At 35.2% G+C, this 21800-nt stretch carries 20 protein-coding genes; 11 read left to right on the top strand and 9 right to left on the bottom strand.

The window, feature by feature from the left end:
• Positions 1 to 3 precede the first annotated feature (3 nt).
• Entirely contained in the window at positions 4 to 561 is a 558-nt protein-coding gene (locus tag BLE01S_RS12600) for a GNAT family N-acetyltransferase (protein ID WP_066142547.1), read from the bottom strand.
• Positions 562 to 864: 303 nt separating this feature from the next.
• Between BLE01S_RS12600 and BLE01S_RS12605 the strand changes: the two genes are divergently transcribed.
• Together BLE01S_RS12605 and BLE01S_RS12610 are read left to right on the top strand one after the other, a co-directional pair.
• Positions 865 to 2001 (top strand): YibE/F family protein, encoded by a 1137-nt coding sequence (locus BLE01S_RS12605; protein ID WP_066142550.1) that lies wholly within the window; start codon positions 865 to 867, stop codon positions 1999 to 2001.
• Positions 2001 to 2762 carry a YibE/F family protein gene (locus BLE01S_RS12610; RefSeq protein ID WP_066142553.1) on the top strand — a complete coding sequence of 254 codons (762 nt, stop codon included), beginning with the start codon at positions 2001 to 2003 and terminating at the stop codon, positions 2760 to 2762. Before BLE01S_RS12605 ends, BLE01S_RS12610 begins: the two co-directional genes overlap by 1 nt.
• 542 nt (positions 2763 to 3304) lie before the next feature.
• Here the strand turns inward: BLE01S_RS12610 and BLE01S_RS12615 are convergent.
• The 3 genes from BLE01S_RS12615 to BLE01S_RS12625 all read right to left on the bottom strand — a co-directional run bounded on the left by BLE01S_RS12615 (position 3305) and on the right by BLE01S_RS12625 (position 6761).
• Complete coding sequence (locus BLE01S_RS12615) at positions 3305 to 4168, bottom strand: methyl-accepting chemotaxis protein (RefSeq protein ID WP_066142556.1); 864 nt, start codon at positions 4166 to 4168, stop codon at positions 3305 to 3307.
• 159 nt (positions 4169 to 4327) lie between these two features.
• A complete protein-coding gene (locus tag BLE01S_RS12620; RefSeq protein WP_066142559.1) occupies positions 4328 to 6064 on the bottom strand; it encodes a sensor histidine kinase in 1737 nt (578 codons plus the stop codon).
• Positions 6051 to 6761, bottom strand: coding sequence for a response regulator transcription factor (locus tag BLE01S_RS12625; RefSeq protein ID WP_066142562.1), 711 nt, complete (start codon positions 6759 to 6761; stop codon positions 6051 to 6053). The genes BLE01S_RS12620 and BLE01S_RS12625 overlap by 14 nt, the downstream gene beginning before the upstream one ends.
• Before the next feature lie 158 nt (positions 6762 to 6919).
• On the opposite strand from BLE01S_RS12625, the gene BLE01S_RS12630 reads away from it, so the two are divergent.
• The 4 genes from BLE01S_RS12630 to BLE01S_RS12645 are packed head-to-tail and all read left to right on the top strand — an operon-like array spanning position 6920 to position 10515.
• The gene (locus BLE01S_RS12630) at positions 6920 to 7609 is read left to right on the top strand and encodes an ABC transporter permease (RefSeq protein ID WP_066142565.1); all 690 of its coding nucleotides are present in this window, start codon (positions 6920 to 6922) and stop codon (positions 7607 to 7609) included.
• On the top strand, positions 7609 to 8514 hold the full coding sequence (locus BLE01S_RS12635; protein ID WP_082788727.1) for an ABC transporter ATP-binding protein: 906 nt from the start codon (positions 7609 to 7611) through the stop codon (positions 8512 to 8514). Before BLE01S_RS12630 ends, BLE01S_RS12635 begins: the two co-directional genes overlap by 1 nt.
• Before the next feature lie 31 nt (positions 8515 to 8545).
• On the top strand, positions 8546 to 9025 hold the full coding sequence (locus tag BLE01S_RS12640) for a PH domain-containing protein (RefSeq protein WP_066142570.1): 480 nt from the start codon (positions 8546 to 8548) through the stop codon (positions 9023 to 9025).
• Entirely contained in the window at positions 9025 to 10515 is a 1491-nt protein-coding gene (locus BLE01S_RS12645) for a PH domain-containing protein (protein ID WP_066142574.1), read from the top strand. Before BLE01S_RS12640 ends, BLE01S_RS12645 begins: the two co-directional genes overlap by 1 nt.
• Positions 10516 to 10830: 315 nt before the next feature.
• On the opposite strand, the gene BLE01S_RS12650 is transcribed toward BLE01S_RS12645, so the two are convergent.
• Positions 10831 to 11703, bottom strand: coding sequence for a YitT family protein (locus tag BLE01S_RS12650; RefSeq protein WP_066142577.1), 873 nt, complete (start codon positions 11701 to 11703; stop codon positions 10831 to 10833).
• A gap of 408 nt (positions 11704 to 12111) precedes the next feature.
• On the opposite strand from BLE01S_RS12650, the gene BLE01S_RS12655 reads away from it, so the two are divergent.
• Positions 12112 to 13149, top strand: a complete 1038-nt coding sequence (locus BLE01S_RS12655) for a DUF418 domain-containing protein (protein WP_066142580.1) — start codon at positions 12112 to 12114, stop codon at positions 13147 to 13149.
• 193 nt (positions 13150 to 13342) lie between these two features.
• Here BLE01S_RS12655 and BLE01S_RS12660 read toward each other — a convergent pair whose 3' ends face one another.
• Positions 13343 to 14347 carry a DUF3231 family protein gene (locus tag BLE01S_RS12660; RefSeq protein WP_066142583.1) on the bottom strand — a complete coding sequence of 335 codons (1005 nt, stop codon included), beginning with the start codon at positions 14345 to 14347 and terminating at the stop codon, positions 13343 to 13345.
• Positions 14348 to 14802: 455 nt separating this feature from the next.
• Here BLE01S_RS12660 and BLE01S_RS21405 point away from each other — a divergent pair, with 455 nt between their 5' ends.
• The 3 genes from BLE01S_RS21405 (at position 14803) to BLE01S_RS12670 (ending at position 16145) form a co-directional block, all read left to right on the top strand.
• Positions 14803 to 14859, top strand: a complete 57-nt coding sequence (locus BLE01S_RS21405) for a hypothetical protein (protein WP_476703236.1) — start codon at positions 14803 to 14805, stop codon at positions 14857 to 14859.
• A 15-nt stretch (positions 14860 to 14874) separates the two neighbouring features.
• Positions 14875 to 15261, top strand: a complete 387-nt coding sequence (locus BLE01S_RS12665) for a sporulation protein (RefSeq protein WP_066142585.1) — start codon at positions 14875 to 14877, stop codon at positions 15259 to 15261.
• A gap of 98 nt (positions 15262 to 15359) precedes the next feature.
• Positions 15360 to 16145 (top strand): EcsC family protein, encoded by a 786-nt coding sequence (locus tag BLE01S_RS12670; protein WP_066142589.1) that lies wholly within the window; start codon positions 15360 to 15362, stop codon positions 16143 to 16145.
• Positions 16146 to 16821: 676 nt separating this feature from the next.
• Here the strand turns inward: BLE01S_RS12670 and BLE01S_RS12675 are convergent.
• The 3 genes from BLE01S_RS12675 to BLE01S_RS12685 all read right to left on the bottom strand — a co-directional run bounded on the left by BLE01S_RS12675 (position 16822) and on the right by BLE01S_RS12685 (position 19136).
• Positions 16822 to 17616, bottom strand: coding sequence for a YwqG family protein (locus BLE01S_RS12675; RefSeq protein WP_066142592.1), 795 nt, complete (start codon positions 17614 to 17616; stop codon positions 16822 to 16824).
• Positions 17617 to 17666: 50 nt separating this feature from the next.
• The gene (locus BLE01S_RS12680; RefSeq protein WP_066142595.1) at positions 17667 to 18272 is read right to left on the bottom strand and encodes a hypothetical protein; all 606 of its coding nucleotides are present in this window, start codon (positions 18270 to 18272) and stop codon (positions 17667 to 17669) included.
• Positions 18273 to 18620: 348 nt separating this feature from the next.
• Positions 18621 to 19136: a hypothetical protein gene (locus BLE01S_RS12685; protein ID WP_066142597.1), complete on the bottom strand. Its 516-nt coding sequence runs from the start codon at positions 19134 to 19136 to the stop codon at positions 18621 to 18623.
• A 397-nt stretch (positions 19137 to 19533) separates the two neighbouring features.
• Between BLE01S_RS12685 and BLE01S_RS12690 the strand changes: the two genes are divergently transcribed.
• Positions 19534 to 21594, top strand: a complete 2061-nt coding sequence (locus tag BLE01S_RS12690; protein ID WP_066142600.1) for a catalase — start codon at positions 19534 to 19536, stop codon at positions 21592 to 21594.
• Positions 21595 to 21800: the final 206 nt, after the last annotated feature.

Consider the following 21800-nt stretch of genomic DNA (forward strand, 5'->3'; position numbering starts at 1 on the left):
TTTTTACCTCCCGGAAAGAATTTGTCTATTTAAAGTTTTCTCTATCAATTCCCAAGCTTCATAACAGCTTGGCCCTGTAATGAAAGGTTCGAATCCGTAGTTCAAATACATATTGATCGCTTGATAACTCGTCGTTTGCGATGTAAGATAGGCTTTTGAATGATGTTGAGCCAAAATATTCATAGCTGCGCTAAGTAATGGCTTTGAAAGTTTCTTGCCTTGATATTCAGGAACGACACCTACCCAATGTATTCTACCTGATATTTCGCCATCACCATTTAAGTCACCATACCATGCTGTTGTTGTAGCGATCGCTTCTCCATGTTCGTTTTCAATGAATAGACAACGTATGGACATCTCATCAATATATGCTCCAAATTCTTTGTTAAAGCGTTCTAATGCAGCTTTTTCATTTTCAAATTCATCTACTTTTGTTTCAATTCTAGCCCAATTATGCTCGTCACCTTTTTCAAACAACCTAATTCGAAAACCAGTTGGAAGCGAATATTGAGGAATATTCAATAGATCTTTTCTAATCATTTTTAACGGAATTCTTTTCATTAAATCAGCTCCTGATAATTATCTTCCGTGATGGTAGTGTTTCATTCAATAGTTTCACTATACCAAAGAACGGAGCGTTTTCCTTTTATATTAAATTATATCAAGTATATTATTGAAGGGAAATTGAATGAGTGCTAATATAAAAAATTTTGATCCTTTTTTTATTTTCACCTTATAATTGGTAGGCTTAAGTTTAAACTTAACCACTATTCGTAATCTGTAACAACAGCATATTTTTGAAAGTATGCTCCAAACTAATAGGTTTCACACGCTGGATTCCATTTCGTAACTGGAGGTTCTTTTATGAATGTTATCATAAATAAAATAAAAAAAATAACTCACAAACAAATGTTATTTTATATTATATTAACGCTTTGTTTTGCCATCTCCATTGTATTTGTTCATCACAATTACTCATTTTATGATCGTCCCATAGCTGAAGTGATCAAAACGAATGTGGAAGATACAAATCAAGTAACTGATATGTATCGTAATAAAGATCGTCTATCCACTCAGCATATAGTAGCCAAATTGAAAAATGGTGAAGAAAAAGGACAGCTTATTCATTTAACTAATGAGTATTCCTCGTCCGGAGCGTATGATCATGAATTTGTAGTTGGAAATGAATTATTTGTTTCGATAGATAAAAACTCAGACAAAAAGACAATGTTAACTGGAGACATACACGATGTAAAACGAGATAAATATCTATTAATGATTGCTTGGATTTTTATTTTCACCCTACTTATCGTGGGGAAAAGGCAAGGTCTGTTTTCCATTATAAGTCTGGCAGTCAATGCCGCTTTGTTATCATATGCATTGGACGTGTATATAAATAACGCTGGCATGAGTTTATTATGGATCTGTAGTATAAGTGCAATTTTATTTACTGTCATTTCTTTGTTACTCATTAACGGTTTTAATGAAAAGACTTATGCAGCTATTGGTGCGACCTTATTAGGAACTTTTATTTCTCTATTGATTGCTTATCTAGTTATATGGGGAACTTCCGGAAATGGACTCCGATATGAAGAACTACAATTTATAACCCGTCCCTATCGAGATGTATTTATAGCAGGATTATTCCTTGGGTCTTTGGGAGGCGTAATGGATGTTGCCATCACCATGTCTTCTTCCATCTTTGCGCTGTACGAGAAGGACAACAATATATCAATAAAAGCACTTAAAACATCAGGTATGGATATTGGAAAAGATATTATGGGTACCATGACGAATATTTTATTTTTTGTATACATAAGCGGAACTATTCCAATGCTTGTTTTATATTTAAAAAACGCTTCTGCTTTGTCGTTTACCCTTTCCATGAACCTTTCACTAGAATTAGCTCGAGCCTTAGCTGGTGGTATTGGAATTGTGTTAACTATTCCGATAGGCTTATATGTTTCTATTTTTTTTATTAATCGAAAGAGGGCAAGATAATGAATGTTTCAGTGTGTCTGGCAGCCATTTTATTTATATTAATGGTACTTATTGGCGGTAAAAAAGGAGCACGGTCTTTTTTTGCTTTATTTCTAAACTTTGGTGTACTACTTATTACCATCATTATAATGACCATTCCTAATACTAATCCGATTATCTTAACCTTGATTGCATGTACAGTAATTAGTTGTATTAACTTGTTTTATATTAATGATATAAACAGTAAAACAAAAACAGCATTTATTTCTACTATGATAACCATTGTCATCCTTCTCTTTTTTATTGTTATCACGACAAACAAAGCAATGATCCAGGGATTCGGCGAAGAAGAAGTCGAGGAAATCGGCATGTTTTCTCTTTATATCGGAGTAGACTTTGTTAAAATTGGTGCCGCTGTAATTATTATGAGTGCAATTGGCTCAATTGCAGATGTAGCTATTTCAATCTCTTCTTCCATGCGCGAAGTATTTAATCATCATCCACTTATTAGTAGAAAGGATTTATTCTCATTCGGATTAAGTATTGGCAGAGATATACTAGGAACGGATACCAATACGTTATTCTTTGCCTTCTTTGGAGGCTATTTGGGATTGCTTATATGGTTTAAAGATTTATCCTATTCATTTGGAGAAATTATAAATTCTAAAGTATTTAGCGCAGAAATGATCAATATACTCTGTGCTGGTATTGGAGTAGCCTTAATTATTCCAATTACCGCTTGGATTAACGCTTATTTTTTAGTAAAAATAAGAGATAAATAACAGCATGAGTTGTGTCAAAAGTCACCCTATGCAGAGGGTAGATTGAGACTTACAGTAAAGACCCTTTGTAAAAGCCACAGTTAAGTTGTTTTACAAAGGGCCATTTTGTTCAGTTACAACAGGCGTTTATCTGTTTGAAATACTCGTTCTTAGAAAAAATTAATACGAAACATCCTTATGATGTGAAAAAAGTGGCTATTGGCGACATAGAAGGTGTTCAGAGACATACATCTAGGCGTAAAAAACGCCGGAGAATGAGGAAATAATTGCTAAGCAGGCGGGCAAGAATAACATAATAAATGTATTTATTATGGGTTCCATATCAGTTACATCGGTATAAGGATTATGTACAAGAGTTTCTTCCTTAGTTATAAAATGGGCAGGCATTGACACTAAACTGCACTCTACATTCAGCCAATATACCTTGCTCCTCTCATTTTAACTCACTTTTACACAACGTGGAATATTTATCCATTATATCTATACATGCACATGTTATATGTTTTATTCCGTTTTCATCAAATCCCTGTGAGTTTACACATTCAATTAATCTCTGATAGCTTATTCGCAGTTTTGGCGATATGTTCATAGGCATTCTTGAGTTCTTCAATGGACGCCGAATTTTCACCCATTTTAGCTGTAACTTGTTCTACCTTTTCTACCATTACCGTGACTGAATTTAGAATTTGATTTAATTGATTTGAGATATCTTCTGCGGCATTTTTACTTGTATCTGCCATCTTGCGAATTTCGTCGGCAACGACTGAGAAACCACGTCCATGATCTCCTGCTCTCGCTGCTTCAATACTGGCATTTAAACCTAGCAAGTTTGATTGGGTTGCTATTGCTTTTACGATAGAAGCCATTGATTGAATTTGTTCTACATTTTCTTTGACAGTCGTGGATTCTTCTTTTAGTTGTTCTATATCTTTAACAGCCATTTGTGATCCATTATGTACTTCATTTGTACTTGCTGTCATTTCTTCCACTAAAGCGATAAATTCAGACGTACTATTTTGTAAAACATGTTCTCGATTCGTTATATCATTGGCAATTTTAACGACAGCCTTCACACGCCCATCACTGCCAACTACTGGCGTGTACATTGCATCAAGCCACAGGACAGTACCATCTTTCGTAACTCTTTCTACTTTTTCATGAAAAGCTTTGTTATTACGTAAATTTCTCCAAAAGGCCACATACTCCTGACTTTGTGAGAATGTAGGCAAGCATAATTGTTGATGATGCATCGATGTTAATTCTTCTAACTCGTATCCAATAACCTTGGAAAAATTACTATTCACCCATAAAATTTTCCCGTCAGTGTCAAATGTAATCATTGCTAATGATTGTTCAATGGCACTAAACATGATTGTCGAATCTAAAACTTCTCGCCCAATAGTCATAATTTGTTTCCTACTCCTTTTTAGATCTTTAAATAAGACTTTGTTGCCAGGAATATATACCTGATCATGTGCGATTATATTACACATGAACGGTAGATCTAAAGTATGGAGCCTCGCCTAGTACCTACACGTTATTATAGAGTTTCCTTTTTCCAGTTATTACTCCTTACTTTGCTCTGTATTGATTGGAAGAATAATTCGAATCGTAGTACCCTTGCCCAGAGTACTTTTCACTTGAATGGAGCCATTATGAAGCTGCACCAATTGTTTGGTAATGGCCATTCCTAGGCCGGTTCCGCTCCCTGTCTCGCTCGTGTTGGTGCCGCGATAATAACGTTGAAACAGCTTATCAAGCGTTTCACTACTCATTCCCATCCCATTATCTTCAATCTTAATGATGGCTAGATGTTGTTCGATTAAAGAAATGGATACCGTGATCACGGTACCAGATGGATTATACTTAATCGCATTTGCCACCAGATTATCGATAATCCGTTGAAACCATTTTGGATCAATGAATGCGAATATAGTTTCACGAAAAGGTTGGAAGATAAATTCCATCTCATTATTGGCGGGGTCATTAATAAAATGGATAATCGTCCGACGTATAAATTCATTGAGATCCATTTTTTCTATTGCAATAGGCAATGCTTGATTTCTTAAACGATATGTTAAAGTCAAGTCCTCAAGTAATTCCATCATATAGGAAGATTTTTCGGAAATAACTTTTGCAAACTCTCTTGTTTCCTTTTCATTCCATGAATAGTTTTCAGACTCCAGCATTTGTGAATATCCTGCAACAGAAGAAAGCGGCGTTTTTAAATCATGAGAAATTCCACTAATCCACTCTTCCCTTGTTTGAGTCATTTTCACCCGCTCAGATTCGTTTTTCTTTAGAGTTTCTGTCAATTGAATAAGGGTTCTAATGAAATCCTTGTATAATCGGTATTTCTTTTTCAACTTCCCCTTTTTATTTAGCAAGACGCTATGTTGATGGAGATCGGTTGGCTGTTCATATACACCTTTCCCTAGATTGTTAATCCACTTCATCATCATAATCAATGGCACTCCGAATTTACGGGCATACCAAAACGTCCCTAATAAGAGTAAAAGGAATAACAATATAAAAGTGATAAAGAGACTATGACTGATTGTTTTATTCAGGCCTTCTTCTATATTAAAGGGTGAATTAGCTTGTGTCCCTATAACAATTGATTGTTTCGTCTCCTGATCAAAGTAAGCAGCAGTTGAAGGATGCTCGTCTCGTGACAATGTGACTAGATCTTGAATCGAGTAACTATTTGGCCGTTCCTTCGCACCATATTCATCTATTACCTGTCCTGTTGGATCGATCAACTGAATCCAACCGTTTTCTTCTTTGACTTTCCGAAGGGTTACGTCGGAAAGGTTAAGTTGCTGATTTTCCCAATCCACCTTTGACTTCATCTCATTTAATATTTCTTTCCCAGCATTTCTTTTACCAAATAACAGGAAATGCGTTTGTGCATACTCTCCATCTAATTTCCAATAAGAGTATTCGTCAGAAGTTTCCAAGATCATTGGGATGAGATCACTCTTGTCTAAATGTTTAGGTACTTGTTCGGTAGTATTATAAGAACCAACCACATCACCCTTCTCCGTTAAAACAAGCAATTGGCCATTTTGATTCTTCGCTATTTTTTTTAGTTTTTCATCGAATGTAACCTCATCTTCTTTAATTGAAACTTTGGATGTAAAAAATAAGGTATCTGCTTTGGATAAATCTTTCGTTACTTCGGAATCCATGGTGGAAAATCCAATAATGGCCCAGATAGTCATTAAAATAAGAGATAACAAAATAAAGGCCAGGACTATTTGAATGAAAAATTGTACAATAAATCGTTTATGAATGTTCACGTTGGTCTCCAGCAGGTACAAATTTATATCCAAGACCTCTCACTGTAACAATGCGAGATGGCTTGCTTGGATTTTCCTCGATTTTTTCACGAAGTTTTCTTATATGAACCATTACAGTATTATCCTCACCTAGAAATTCCTCACCCCATACCTGTTCATAAAGCTGACTTTTGCTGAATAACTGATTTGGATGTTTACAAAAGAAAATGAATAGTTGATATACTTGAGCAGGTAAATCCACGCTTTTTTTATTTACCATCACTTCTCCTGAAATAGTATTTACATAGATATTTCCATATTGATAATTAGTATGAGAAGGAGGTGCTACTGTATTTCTACGTAAATGGGCTTTAATCCTAGCAACAACTTCCAATGGATTGAAAGGTTTTGTAATATAATCATCTGCTCCTAACGCAAAACCCGAGAGCTTATCCAAATCAGTAGATCTTGCCGTTAAAAAGAAAATGGGAGCATCAGTCGTTTCCCTTATATAAGGACAAATATCAAAGCCGCTACGATTGGGAAGCATTACATCCAATAAGATTAAGTCATATCGTTTTGTTTTACATAAGGCAAGTCCATCCTCTGCTGTACATGCTGTATCAATATATTTAAAAGCTTCTCTTCTTAAAATGGTCGTTAACATGTGCAAAATGGCTTTTTCATCATCTACAATTAATATCTGTGCTTCTTGCATACGGATCACCTATTCTATTTCATTCATTTATTATCATATCATCCATTATTCAAAAGTGTTTAAAAATTAAGGAGAAATTAAGGTGGAGTTTCCATTGGCTTAAGGTATGCATCTTATAATGATCTCAGCTAGGAAACACTAGAAGGGAGTAACAACGTATGTATAATATTAGTAAAAGGGAATTTTATAGTTTGTTTAAAGGGATAAAGTCGATTTTTATTATTGCAATTTTATTATTAACCGCCTATTATTCAGCCAAGTTTTCAAATGTATTAATGGGTGTGATTGAATTTACACCGGAGGAAGCTAAACATATTCATACGCTTGGTCTTTTGACTTTACTCTTTTTATTTGGGCAACTATTTATTACCGGGCTATCCCATGATTGTATGAACAGAGAAACACATGAACGAACAATGCGATTTCTAGTAACCAGGACATCAAGATCCTCCATTTTATATGGAAAGTTTTTCGGTATTGCCCTCTTTTGGTTTGTTTGTGTGGCAATCTCATTCCTGATTGTCAGCATCTTTGCCAAACAGTTTGATCTATTTATTTTTTCTCAAATAATGAGCTTATTAATATACCAAATTGCCTTGACCGTTTTGCTATCAGTCCTCATCCCGAAACCCGGAATTACCATGTTTCTTGGGACCATCATTGGTCTTGCCTTTCCGATTTTCGGGTTATGGGTTTCCTTTACACCAAATGCATGGGTAAGCTGGATAAAGTTTATTGCACCTTTTTATTATTTAGAACGGGATGATTTTACATACTTAGTGATATTAATATTTGCAGGTTTGATGCTTTTTACTGCCCATCTAATATTCAAGAGGAGAGAATGCTAATGATCGCCATTGAAACGAAACAGCTAAAGAAATCATACGGGGCGGCTCAGGTCGTACAAGGAATTGATTTGACTGTAAAAAAAGGGGAAGTATTTGGTTTTCTTGGTCGGAATGGTGCTGGAAAGTCTACCTTTATCAATATGCTGACCGGTATTATTCAACCAAGCTCTGGTACATACTCGCTTTTAGGAGTAACGGGACCAAATGATCAAGTAAAGAAGAGAGTCGGCGTAATGCCTGATTATTCCACATTCTATGGTTCGTTAACCGCAATGGATCACTTAAAGTTCCTATCTGCTCTTTCAGAAAACCCCATAGGAAAACACGGTTGTTTAGAAGTCTTACGATTGGTCGGCTTAGCGGAACAGGCACAGTTAAAAACAGCTAAATTTTCATTCGGCATGAAGAAGAAGCTTGGGATTGCACAAGCGATCATCCACGACCCGGAATTAGTTTTTCTCGATGAACCAACTTCTGGATTGGATGCAGAATCCGTCATTCAAATTCAAAAACTGATCTTGAATTTGAAAAAACAAGGGAAAACGATCTTTATGACATCCCATAATTTAGATGAAGTAGAGAGAATTTGTACGCGAATCGCCATTATGAAAGATGGTAAGATAGTCAAAATCGGCACAATAGATGAACTAAGATCCTTCTATCGATCAACACTCACAGTAAAATTTAAGCATTCTGCAATCCCTAAAGCCGAGCAGTTGACACTGAACCAATGGCTTCATTCTGTAGGGTCAGATTTAGATATGAAAGAGTCGTATGTAACCATTACACTTGATCACGAGAAAAAAATTGCTGAAATCATACGAGCTTTTAACCAGTATAAAATCGATGTCTATCGTGTTGATGTAGACGAACCATCACTTGAAGAAATATTTTTAGAGGAATAATCGAAGGGAGAGAAATATAGGTGATGATTTTTTGAACACACCCCAGAAACGTTTATCAAAGGACGCAATTAAAGTTTGGCTCATCAGTGACACAATTGGCAATATCATCGGTATCCTCATCCTAAGTATTTTATTTTACCTTGATTATCGCTTTTCGTGGAAAACCTGGATTGGGTGGATACTGATAGTAATTACAACATTTTCTTTGTTAGGCGGAATTTGGTCATTGATCCACCCATTTTTACTTTATAAAAATTGGCGTTATGATGTAGACGAGGAATTCCTGCAACTGAAATCAGGCGCAATGAATGAAACGCATCAACTTATCCCGATGACAAAAATTCAATCAGTCGCAACCGAACAAGGGCCAATTCTTAGAAAATATGAACTCTGCTCCGTTTCGATTGAAACAATGGGGTCTTCCCACACCATACCTGCCCTACCTAAAGAGGTGGCAGTTGAGTTGAGGAATCAAATTGCGCAATACGCAAAATTGAAGGAAGTGGAATAATGAAGAAGATGAAACGTTATTCTCCACTTGTTATGCTTTTTGATTTAGGCAAATTATTAAGAAATTCCTTTTTCTTTGTATTTTTTTTATATGTGGTGAAGGCCGATTCGGATTCTTCCTTCATCAAATACGGCAAGATAGTTTTCCTGCTCGCAGTTGGGTTTACCCTATTTTCAATCGTTTATAAATGGCTCACCCACAAATACGAACTTGATAATAAGGCTTTTCATCTTTATAAAGGACTACTTATAAAATCTGAACGAACGATTCCACTTTCTAAAATTCAAAACATTCAACGTCACACTTCGTTATTTCATCGTATGGTTAAAATGACTTCTATTCAATTTGAAACTGTGATGACAGATGAAAATGCGAAGATAAAGTTTGAAGTAATCTCTCAAGCAGAGGCTGATTGGATGGAAGTATATCTTAAAAATAAGGAGCCAGTTGCAGATTATCAAATGTATGAATTTGATAATCCGGAGACTGAACGGCAAAATTCCAATCGAATGATTCATTTTCATGCAACGAAAAAGGATATTTTAAAAGCGTCCTTTTCATCTTTAAGTTTTTTAGTTCTAATACCTTTAATTAGTTCATTTTATTATAAAATAGATGAAATTTTTCATGTAGAAGATACTGCTGAGGGATTCTTCGATAAGCTGATAAGCTCATGGTGGATTGTAACAATTATTGTTATCGTACTCGTTATTGCTTCTGCCACCTTTGGAATCGTGAGAACCTATTTAAAGTATGGGAAATCTGAAATATCTTCAGATTCGAATCACATTTATATTACTAGAGGTGTCATCAATGAAACAGCCTTCTCCATTTCAAAAGATAGAGTCCAGGCGATTGAAATGGAACAATCCTGGATGAAAAGATTACTCGGGCTTGTTAAAGTGAAGCTGACCAGTGCAGGCAGCTTAAGTTATGGGGAAGATACCCTTGAAGTTAACACACTCTATCCTTTTCTACCGGTTAACAAGGCAAATGAGATCGTTTCAGAAATTTTGCCATCATATATGATTACACAGGACATGATCCGTCTCCCCGAAAGGTCCTTTTGGTTGCGTCTATTATGGCCAAGCTGGCTTTGGGCTCTCGCAACTGGCGCTTTATATTATTTAGAGCCAATAATTGGGAATGTGGAACAATCTTGGATGATCCTATCAGCAGTCCTTTTGATTTGTATTTTAATATCAAGATTATTAGATTTTTCACATTCTAGTTACAGAATAAATGATCAATTTATCCAGTTTAAAAAAGGGGTATTTACTACCTCTTTATTCGTCTCAAAACGAGAAAAGATAATTGAAGTAAAGGTCAGGCGAAACATTATTCAAAAAGTTCTCGGTCTCGCGTCCATCGAGACAATCAACAGGGGAAAGCCAGTGCAACATTCAGGCTTGGACGACGTACCGTTAGAATTTGCACATTCATTTTTGAATTGGTATGTGAAACGAAAGAATGAAATCAAAGTTGAATAAGATGGAAAATAGGGATAAAAAAGCTTCTTTAAGAAAGTTCCAGTGAGTTTTTCATATTAATTTTCATCATACAAAAACAGATTATCTCACCTTAAATGAAGTAACTTGTAAATACTAATCTTAATATAATAGAGTATAAAAACAGTGATGGAGCTATCCCCTGTTAAATATGCCGATAGAGCAAATCTTTCTTGGTAGCTTATTTTAAAATCATCTGTTAAATAAGCTACCAACATTACACTTATTCATACTAATCTGTTTTGCTGATAAACCTACTATTTTTTTAAAAGATACGATCTTTCCTATTTTTAGAAATTAATGAATATCATGCTTTTTGAAGCTACCGCCCTTAACTTCCGCTACGTCATATACCGTCACAAAGGCATTCTCATCAATTTCGCGAATGATTTCTTTCATTTTGCTATCTTCTAAACGGTTAATGACGCAAGTGATTTCTTTGAATTGTTCATTTGAATAACCGCCTTGAACTACTTTAAATGTGGCTCCTCGACCTAAACGATCACGAATTGTTTCTATCATTAATTCAGGTTGATTTGTCATAATTTTAAAGGTTTTAGAGCCACTTAAACCTTCTTCCACTATGTGAATGACTTTAGAGGCAATAAAGTAAGCAATCGCTGATAATATAGCTCCTTGAAGACCGAAAACTGTTGAGACAACAATAAAGACAAACATGTTTAAGAATAAGATAAGGTCACTTGTTCCAAATGGCAGTTTTCGAGAAAGTAGTACGGCTAACATATCAATCCCATCTAAAGCACCGCCATTTCTTAATGCTAACCCCATACCAAAACCGATGATAATACCACCAACAACGGTTACTAACAATGTATCAGCTTGGACAATAGTTGGTACATGCCTCATCACGATAGTTCCCACTGCCAGGGAAGCTATTCCGATAACTGAATAAATAGCAAAGCCCTTACCTATTTGTTTATATCCTAAAAATATGAATGGGATATTCAGCACCGCTATAAGAAGTCCCAACGGTAATCCAATTAATTGAGAGCCCACAATACTCAGACCTGTCACGCCACCATCTGATACATTGTTTGGGATTAATACAGATTCTAGTCCGTATGCTGTGATAAATCCTCCGATAATAACCAAGATTGCTTGGACAACCATTCTCAGCATATTGGTTTTTTGTTTAGCAATTGTGCTCATTTTATTTTCCTCTTTTCAAACTTTTTTCAAGTATTTAAATTATATTTTACCATTGTAGCACCTGCAAGTTTAATTATTTTAGTGTTTAACTTTTTAGCAAAGATTAAAATAATCTTAAGGAACGAAGATCATAGTACTGTATGTATGTCTGATCAGTCTATTCTTCCCTTAATTATTGTGGACATATTCAAATAACTATACAAAGAAGAAGAGATAATGCCAGTAATAGATTGATTCGCAAGAAGGATCATCTATAAAACAAACGAAGCGCGCGTTTAATCCCCAAATAAAAGATAGTTCAAATCAACTACTTGAAATCTTACAAAAGTGTAAGTGAATTTGTAAGGTAAAACGATGGGTCTTACTAATTATCTATTATAGAATAAGTCAGGATAAGGAGAGTGGCACATGGAAAAAGGTATCACGAACAGTCGAATTGATGCGCTTGATTATATTCGGGGCTTTGCATTATTGGGAATTATTTTAGTTAATATTCTTGCATTACTCCACACTAAAATACCAGAACCAAATACAATTGATGCAAGCTATCAACGATTTTTGTATTTATTTGTAGAGGGTCGCTTTTACACCATCTTTTCATTTTTATTTGGCGTAGGATTTTATATCTTTATTACGCGAGCTAATGCAAAAGGAAAGAATGGGTTTATTCTACTTTTACGCAGGCTCATTGTATTATTAGCTTTCGGAATTATACATTCAATGTTTCAGCCAGGAGAAGCATTAATGATTTATGCCATTTACGGACTTATTACATTACCATTTTATAGAGTAAATAATCATATTAATTTAACACTAAGCATCATTTTCATTGTTATATTTGGTGTAATGGGATTAAAAGCAGCTTTAACTCTCCCTCTCATATTATTGGGGATTGCTTGTGGGCAGTATAGAGTGTTTGAAAATCTTTCACAAAAAACGAAACAAATTGCCATATTTACAGCTCTTATGTCCTTACTAAGTGGGATAGGTTTATATATTCAATACCACAATATACCTGATCTACCATTTCAAAATATGATTATCGTAGATGAAGGCGGCTTAATCGATCAAGCAAGTATCTTTTTGAAATTAGGTATAACAGTCGGACCAATTATCTCTGCTTTTTACATCGGTTTGTTACTATTACTTTTACAAACAAGATTAGTACAGATACTGTTAGCGCCTCTTAAATATTATGGACGAATGGCATTAACAAATTATCTTGGACAAACAGCCTTTATTTTGCTCGCGGGAAATCTATTTCATTTCACAGCAAACCTTTCGTATATACAAACGCTATACTTATGTATAGTAATCTATGTAATTCAAATTATTTGCAGTTTAGTATGGTTACAACTATTTAAAATGGGACCATTTGAGTGGGTATGGAGGATTTTAACCTATTGGAAAGTCATACCTTTAAAAAATAAGGTAAATAATGTCTAATTAACATCACATACAATGGAACAAAACAAGATATTCTTCTGTTAGAGGGCGCTTACTTTGCTAAGGAAGCGCCCTATTTTTAATTTAATAACGGTCTGCATAGGAAGATTAAAATGATAGAAGGAAGAATCAATCCTTTCATGCTTGCTCAACACGTTTCGTCTGAGCAAAATATCCTTTTTCAAACTTCCTTCTAACTCTTTGCCAATTTCTCATGGTCATCTGCCTGTGGAGGTTCCTCCATCCATCCGTGTTTAATCATAATATTAGCTCCATCTTCTGCATAAAGTGAAATCTCCGGAATTAAAGAAGCATATTTTAGTCCTATATCCCTTCTCGGACTTGCAGCCATTGCCATTCCGTAATTTCCAATACCTGCTGCTATCATTGCTGATACATGAAACATCACTAACTTATCTGAGAAAACATTTGATGTGCTATCTGTCACAGCAGAATCCCAACTCATTGGGGCAGGTATATCATTCCTTGTCAAAGTCTTACTAAACAACTCAATATGTTTTTGAGCAATTTTTTTCCCTCTTAATAAAAACTGCTTCACTTCTTCATTTTTGGCAGTCTGGGCAAATCCCATCATTAGAACTTTCCCAATCGAATTAGTTTGAACATTTATAAATAAATGAGTAATTTCCACAGAGGTAAGAGCCCTTTTGTCTCCAAAAAAACCTGCCAAAAACTGTTGTTTTTCCACAAAATCGACTTTATCTGGAATAGATATATATGGTGGTCTTATATACGTACCTTGTTTTAACATTAATTCCCTCGTTCTATCCTGCAAGTTTACTCCTTCTTTTAACACATTTTTATGAAAAGTAACTATGTCAGATCGAGTCACCAACCCCAATGCTGCACCACTTGCCGCCATTGCAAGAATGGACATTTGCCGTAAATACATTAGAACAAAAGTATCTGAAAAAAGTCTAGAGGCTTGATGATGTACATCTTCATCTGAAAAGCCAACAGGTATTGGAAAATTTTCCTTTTTAAACATCTCACTCATCACTGAAATATTACTTTTTGCCACATTTAATGTAGATTCGATAATAGGACGTACTTCTTCATCTTCTACCTTTTCCAAGAAATATGTATTAACACAGACTGCTAGTGTATCATTGATAAATTGTGCCCATAAACTAGACATTTCCGCAGCCGTTAATCGTATATTGGTTTTATCCTCCATTTAAACAACCTCCTATTCAACACATCATAGAGTAATATGCCCTTTACTGGAAAATGTATGAGGAACAAGTTTCACTAAAGCCAAAAAAATTCAATAAGCGATAAGATTACAGGGATCTGAATTGACAAATCAATAAATATTATTTATGATTAATTCATACAGTTGAATAATCCTCCTAAAGGGGAGTAGCTTTAATAACAAAGTCGTCATTACGGAGTTTAATACTCTCGGCTTTGTTAGCAACATAATGTTGTTAGCGAGACCTTTACCTATTGGTAAAGGTCTGTATATACGTAAAAACCTTTACCATATCCAAATGGTAAAGGTTTTTTTATTGGTCAATAACGAGGCAGCACTGTAAAAAAATGGAGGTGATTTGATACCATGAAAAAGGGAAAGGTATCCATGTCTGAGTTAATAAAAAAAACAAAGAAGAGCTTCTTAATGATAAGGCCTTGATGGAAAAAATCGAAAAACGTATGGATGAAAAACATTTGCAATTAAATAAATAATACAGGAGGTTGTTTATGCTACTGAGAAAATATATGTCTCTTTTAGGAATAGGTTCCGCGCAAATAGATCTTGCTTTACCGAAGGAATCATATACGGCTGGCGAAATTATTAAGGGCTTTTTCGTTATCAAAGGCGGGACCATTGATCAAAAGGCTAAACGTATTGAGTGTGATTTGGTCATGACTGAACGATCTACAGGATTAGAAAAAATAGTTGCTACAACCACCATTTTATCATCAAAAATAATCCAATCAGAAAAAGAGTATAAAATATCATTTACATTTAAAATACCCGATACTATTCAAGTTTCTACAGAAGATATATCTTATCATTTTAAAACAAGGCTTTCTTTTAATGAAGGGACAGCAAGCAAAGATCTGGACATTATTCACATAATTTAGATGTCATATATTTCAATTAGAAGATGCATCTGAAAGTGAATTTTAAATAAAAGTAAATAAAATAGAATGAAAATTTTATAAAGGAGGTGAAGGATCTAGTGGTTGAAACAACGAATGAATTGCTTATTGAGCTAGAAAAATGCGAGAAGTGGGAACAAGAACAAAGTGATTTATGGTTTTGGGATAAAATCGGTCGTCTTCCATTTAGACTTTTAGACAAGGTTACACCTGCCTTTATACACAATAAAATTGGCATCATTCTTGATGAGTTAGGTCAATACATTCAATCTGGGGGCAGATATTTAAGCTCTGTATCATCATTGAGTTCCTATTATCCTCATAAAAATGTGCAAAGTTTGGACGATTTGAATACTATCACCATCGCTGAAATGGATCATGCTGTTAGCAAACTTACGAATAACCGAAGGCGAATGGCCACCATTCAAGGTGCAAGCACAGGCTTCGGGGGAATTCTAACCTTATCTATCGATATCCCATTGCTCCTTGGCATTCAATTAAAAACACTTCAAGACATCGCGATTTGTTACGGATTTGACCCGAATGATAAAAAGGAAAGAATGTATATCGTGAAAATTTTACAGTTCGTTTCATCAGATATTGTCGGCAAGCAAGCGATATTACAACAATTATCCCTTATAGACTCTCTGGAAGCAGAGAAGAATAGAGAAATTATTTCTGAACTTCAAGGGTGGCGAGAAGTTGTATTTACATACCGGGATCAAGTCGGATGGAAAAAGCTCTTTCAAATGATTCCAATTGCTGGCTTGGTTTTCGGGGCCTTTGTTAATCGTTCCATGGTTAGCGATTTATCTGAAGCTGGGATGATGCTTTATCGCAAAAGGAGAATTAAAGAACGTTTATAAAGTTCAAGATTCTATACGTCTCCTTCTTCCACATTCGGCTCGATTGTGGAAGAACGGAACCAGCATTTAAAATATTGAATTTACACCATAGTAACTTAACATTGCTTTAAAATAACGTTGGGGTAAATATCTCTGGAACTGATATTTCACAGTAATTAAAATGGATTCTTTCTATTGAATCATTTTCATCTATTTCATTTCACCATTCTAAATTAATGGCATTTCAATTGCGAACATATATTTACGATTTCATTTTTTCACGAGATTAATAATTATAGCAACCAAAAGTGCTAGAACAAATAGGATTATAAACATATAGATAAGTGCGTGATATAAGAAGGCCTCCCATCCTATTGAAAGCGACGTTCTGACTAACCAAAAAATACCTAAATTCAATAAAAAGACAATCGCTAATGTATAAAAACAGGAATCCTTTTTTTATTTTTCACATGATCACTCTACCATTATGCTTTTTATTCGTTAATATAAATTCCATGTTTGTATCCTAGCAAATTATTACATTACATATATTACAAATTGGTTATAATATAATAACCTTGCTCAATCCTCCCCATTTTCAGACAAATATATTTCTATCATAAAAATTGATTTAAACAGATCTATCTTGCCTACTTCCTACCGTTCGCAAATAATAACTTAGACAAACGACCTTAAGTTAATAACAATCCCAATTGTAAAGAACTTTAGAAAAATCTCGTTTCTTTAAATCTTCTAATGCAATAAAGAAATTGGCTACTCCTGAGTCCCCCCACATAATGTCCAATTTTTGTTCTGTATCAATTTGTAATAAAAGTGTATCAAATGTGGGGTAATCCCCATAGGTTCTTGGATCTTCTTGTGTAAAAAAGGGATATCCACCTAGTTTAGAACCTTGTTCGTTTGTTAGTTCATCATACGCTTCCATCATCTCATCGTATAACTCGTAATCTTCATCGGTTGCATCTTCCAATATCTTATCGATCTGAGTTATAACATTAAAACGATAATCCTGCCTCGACACAATTTCGTTGGAGTAATCAAAAGACAATGCGCATTCCTTCTCTACTGGAAAGTAGTTCTCATCATCAAAATCAGGCATAACTGTCAGCCACTTCGACTCATCGGATTCAATATTTTCATGGAAGACAACTCGGAAAGTATCTTGATTTGTCATATCATCAAAATCCAGGCCATACACGTCATCACCTGCTACAAAAAACTGTAAAATGCCTTCCGTTGGGTAGCCAGGGATAGATACTTTTATCTCACTAAAATTAATTTGCGCAAGTAAACGAAGCGCTTCTCCACTTTTAGAAGTTGGATAAGCATCCGCTTTTAACCAATATGGCTGCCCACCAAACTTACTTTCCAATGGTGTTGTACGCTTAATTTCTCCATTAATATTAATACTTGGTATTTTCGTCTCTGCTAAAGCTTCAGCATATGGTTGTAATTGTTTCGGTAATTTCATTTCTCCACTCTCCTAATGACTTTAATTTTATCTTTCTCGTCTCACATTGTTCAACCAAAAATCAAACTAAATATACGCTCGTACGCATCGTAAATTTTATCTGCCTCTTCATCTCGGTATTGATAAACAAACAAGTCTAGTTCATAAAGATCTATAAAAATATTTATGAGTTCTTTCGGAAATGCTTCCCACGAATATATTTCCTCATAAATATTATCTAGTTCATGATAGATTTTCTCGAATTGTTGTTCATCAAATCCTTTGCCATTTTGAAGTTTTTTGAAAAAGTTACCATCTTCTTTTATGTACTCACACAATCTAGCAATCACTCTTGCTTTCTCGGGTTCCATTTCTCCTTTTTCTATCGTACATCCTCGTATAAGTGTTTTTATATTCTCGGCCGCTTCCTTAATACGAGCTGATTCAACATCAGCATATATTAAAGAAAAATTGTACAGATCACCATAAAGTTCACTCAAAGCAAGGATGGCTTTTTTCGGTATACTATTACGACTCTTCCATTCATCTGCGCAAATGCTAAGTGCCTCAACTACATTTTCATATTCCTTTTCATGTAAGCCATTTCCCATTCGCAACTCAACAAGTAAATTTATTTCTGACTGTTCAAAGGCATCTATTAGCTCTTTGTCTCCCACAATCTCACTCTCCTCTAAAAAGGCGTGACATGACCCTATATCATGTTTAGATATAGTTCTGCATTTTAATTTAATTGATATCCATTTTTTCTGTAAAAGTGCACAGTATATAGATAAATAATACTATCTATATATACTTTTTATCTTTAAACCGTTTGATCCATATAATCTATATATCCCATTTCCCATTATCAATTACCATCAGTTCTTTTGCAAAAACAATAAATCAAAAAAGATGTAATATTCACGAAGCGAACTCCCTTTCAGGTTTCTCTCATTAGAATTATTACATCTAACGTTTCATCGTTATAGTACAATATTGCACGTTTACTATATTTCCGTTTATAACTAAAACAGTAAAAAGGCAAATAGCAAAGTTAAAAATGTTAGAGAAAAAAGTACTGTAAAGCAGCGTTTTAGCAGTAAGAACTTGAAGCGAAAACCAACTATTGCCCCTATTCCTGTCGTTAAGGAAAGCAGCACCAGCGTTATTCCACTTTGCACTTCTATATTAATTATTATGTTTATTAACACAAAGCCCCATGCAGTTATTACTGCATCTCGATGATCTGTATAAAGTGGTATTAGTAATAATCCTAACAAAGAACTGCATATGCTAGCTGGCAAGTTTTGCACAAAAAATATGGAATTAATCGTTAGTAATCCAAAGCCCGTAATTAAAATAAGGCCCACTCCGTTTTGACTATATCGCTTCCACCCTTGTAAAAAAAATGCAAATAAAACTACAGTTAATAAACCAAATAACCATTCAGTAAACCATTCTGCACCATACCATAGCTCCGACCAATTAATTAGTAGAACATTCCCTAAAACAGCCGCAGCATATAAGAGAAATTTCTTCATATCAGCATCCTTCTTTCTTTTAAAAGGCTATACCTTAATTCAATTGAATTACATAAAGGTTTGGAGAAAAAAATATAGCTTAATAAATATAATACTATGACTCTAGTAATTACCATACAAACAGTTCCAGTTAAATCACCTTTCCTACCTTCCTGTTTTCACATGATCCGCTATCAAACAAAATAAAGGTTAAAAGTGAAACGAAATGTAACTTTGAACTGTCAGCAATAATTTAGGTTTATCGCTTGATTTCTCTCATTTTTCGTAGCTAGTAAGGGCGAGGAATATATACATGTATGCAGCTTATTTTAAAGGACGTGCCAATAAATGAATATTCATGAGACCGTCTAATATATATTATAGGAGCTAATTAGTAAATTAAAGGGTAGGTGAGCACATGGATGGGAAATCTCCAAGAAACAAAAAGCCTGGTGATCAAAACTTAAAACAACAACAATTAGATCAGTATCGTGTAAGTAATATAGGTAAGCCAATGACGACACAGGAAGGGAAAAAAAAGTCTCAGGACCAAGACCAATTAAAGGCTGGTGTACGCGGTCCAACACTGCGGCAGGATTATGAGTTCTTAGAAAAAATGTCTCATTTTAACCATGAAGAGATACCAGAGAGAGTGGTTCACGCAAGAGGTTACAGTGCCCACGGAGAGTTTGAATGCTATCAATCCATGAAACATGTGACTAAAGCCGGATTTTTACAGGAACCGGGTAAAAAAACGCCATTAACTGTCCGTTTTTCTACTGTACAAGGAGCCAAAGGATCTTACGATACGGCACGGGATTTACGTTGTAAAGGCGTTAAGCTTTATACAGAAGAAGGAAATGTCGATCTGACAACGATTGCAATGCCTGTATTAATTAATCAAGACGCAATGAAGTTTCCGGATGCAATGCATGCGTATCAATCTAAGCAAGATGACGATATTCCCACAGCTTCCGGTGCACACGACACGTTTTGGGATTATGTGGCTAATAACCATGAGGCGCTTCATATGGTACTGTGGATTATGTCTGATCGAGGCATTCTAAGAAGTTACCGAATGATGGAATCTTGGTCCATTAATACGTACCTATTTATTAATGATCAAGAGAAAGCAACCTTTGTAAGGTATGTTTGGAAGCCTGTCCTTGGTGTCCATTCCCTGCTTCAGGATGAGGCGCTGAAAATCGGTGGACTCGATCCCGACTTTCACAGAAGAGATCTCAGGGAGGCCATTGATAAAGGTGCTTTTCCTGAATATGAGCTAGGCGTCCAGTTGATTTCGATGGAAGATGAATTTAAATACGAATTCGATGTTCTTGATCCCGCAAAATTTTGGCCAGAAGAGCTCGTCCCTGTTCAAATTATTGGCAAGTTGACATTAAACAGAAATATTGATAATTACTTTACGGAGTCTGAACAAGTCGCATTTAATCCTGCAAATGTCGTTCCGGGTATTGATTTTTCCAATGATCCCGTTTTACAGGGAAGGTTAATGGCATATAGAGATACACAACAGCATCGACTTGGCAGCGCCAATTATGTTGAATTGCCAATTAACAGACCTCTCTGCCCATTTCATAATAATCAGCGCCGTGGCTATATGAGAGAACGAATCGATGTTGATCAGGTAAACTATCATGAAAATTCACTAGCGAATAATACGCCTTACACCACACCTCCAGAAGAAGGTGGCTATAAATATTATCCGAAAAAAGTAGAAGGACATGTCATACGAGCACGGAGTAAATCATTCGAAGATTTCTTTTCACAACCGAGGATATTTTGGCTTAGTCTAACTCCAATCGAAAAACAGCATACTATTGAAGGACTTAGCTATCAACTCGGAAAGGTAAAAAGCAAATCAGTCCGCCAACAAAACGTCAATTTGTTAGTTAATGTGGATAAGGAATTGGCTAACATCATTGCTGACAATATCGGTGTCGATCGACCAAGTGGATCCAATGTTTCGGTTTCTACACGTTATCCATCTCTTAGTCAGGCTAGCACACCTAGCTATGCATTCACCCAAAAAGTCGGTGTACTAATTGCCAATGGATTTAACGGTAATGAGGTAAAAAACACCCTTAACTTATTAAAGCAATATGGCGTTTTTGTTGTCATTATCAGTAATAAACTTGGGAATGTCACAGGAGATGATGGCACAAGAATTAAAGTTGACGAAACTTTCATTACAACAAGTCCCTACCTGGTTGACTCTCTTTATATTGTTGGAGGAGATCGTAAAAATGATGAGAAATTCTCTCCTGATATTATGAAATACTTTAGAGTTGCATATGAACATTATAAACCAATTGGCGTTGCCACAACTGGGCGGTCATATGTCCAAACATTAGAATCAAATAACTTAGCCGGAGTCGTTTTTGCTGCGAATAATTCAGATTTCGGAAAAGACTTTGTCACTGCGATTGCTCAGCAGCGCTTTTGGGATAGAAAATAATAATATTTTTACATCATTACGAGGTAGATATTATGCTAGGTCCGACAATGCCTATCACCATCCTATCGCTCAGAATTGGGCCCAACAAAATTTAGAGGTTTTTAGAAGTATGTTGCCCCTGCCAATTCAACAGGAATCAGTACCAATAAGATTAGGCCTAGTGGGGCTTCCTGCGGCATGCACTTCCTTGGTAATAATCTTTCTGA

Source organism: Lederbergia lenta NBRC 16444 (assembly GCF_001591545.1).
In the GTDB taxonomy this organism is placed as follows: Bacteria; Bacillota; Bacilli; order Bacillales; family Bacillaceae_C; genus Lederbergia; species Lederbergia lenta.

What these genes read in the sequence shown, in the direction of transcription:
- BLE01S_RS12615 (WP_066142556.1), bottom strand. Translation starts at nt 4,168, where the DNA reads ATGACTATTGGGCGAGAAGTTTTAGATTCGACAATCATGTTTAGTGCC.
- BLE01S_RS12605 (WP_066142550.1), top strand. Translation starts at nt 865, where the DNA reads ATGAATGTTATCATAAATAAAATAAAAAAAATAACTCACAAACAAATG.
- BLE01S_RS12645 (WP_066142574.1), top strand. Translation starts at nt 9,025, where the DNA reads ATGAAGAAGATGAAACGTTATTCTCCACTTGTTATGCTTTTTGATTTA.
- BLE01S_RS12625 (WP_066142562.1), bottom strand. Translation starts at nt 6,761, where the DNA reads ATGCAAGAAGCACAGATATTAATTGTAGATGATGAAAAAGCCATTTTG.
- BLE01S_RS12635 (WP_082788727.1), top strand. Translation starts at nt 7,609, where the DNA reads ATGATCGCCATTGAAACGAAACAGCTAAAGAAATCATACGGGGCGGCT.
- BLE01S_RS12655 (WP_066142580.1), top strand. Translation starts at nt 12,112, where the DNA reads ATGGAAAAAGGTATCACGAACAGTCGAATTGATGCGCTTGATTATATT.
- BLE01S_RS12610 (WP_066142553.1), top strand. Translation starts at nt 2,001, where the DNA reads ATGAATGTTTCAGTGTGTCTGGCAGCCATTTTATTTATATTAATGGTA.
- BLE01S_RS12600 (WP_066142547.1), bottom strand. Translation starts at nt 561, where the DNA reads ATGAAAAGAATTCCGTTAAAAATGATTAGAAAAGATCTATTGAATATT.
- BLE01S_RS12660 (WP_066142583.1), bottom strand. Translation starts at nt 14,347, where the DNA reads ATGGAGGATAAAACCAATATACGATTAACGGCTGCGGAAATGTCTAGT.
- BLE01S_RS12665 (WP_066142585.1), top strand. Translation starts at nt 14,875, where the DNA reads ATGCTACTGAGAAAATATATGTCTCTTTTAGGAATAGGTTCCGCGCAA.
- BLE01S_RS12630 (WP_066142565.1), top strand. Translation starts at nt 6,920, where the DNA reads ATGTATAATATTAGTAAAAGGGAATTTTATAGTTTGTTTAAAGGGATA.
- BLE01S_RS12650 (WP_066142577.1), bottom strand. Translation starts at nt 11,703, where the DNA reads ATGAGCACAATTGCTAAACAAAAAACCAATATGCTGAGAATGGTTGTC.
- BLE01S_RS12685 (WP_066142597.1), bottom strand. Translation starts at nt 19,136, where the DNA reads ATGAAGAAATTTCTCTTATATGCTGCGGCTGTTTTAGGGAATGTTCTA.
- BLE01S_RS12675 (WP_066142592.1), bottom strand. Translation starts at nt 17,616, where the DNA reads ATGAAATTACCGAAACAATTACAACCATATGCTGAAGCTTTAGCAGAG.
- BLE01S_RS12690 (WP_066142600.1), top strand. Translation starts at nt 19,534, where the DNA reads ATGGATGGGAAATCTCCAAGAAACAAAAAGCCTGGTGATCAAAACTTA.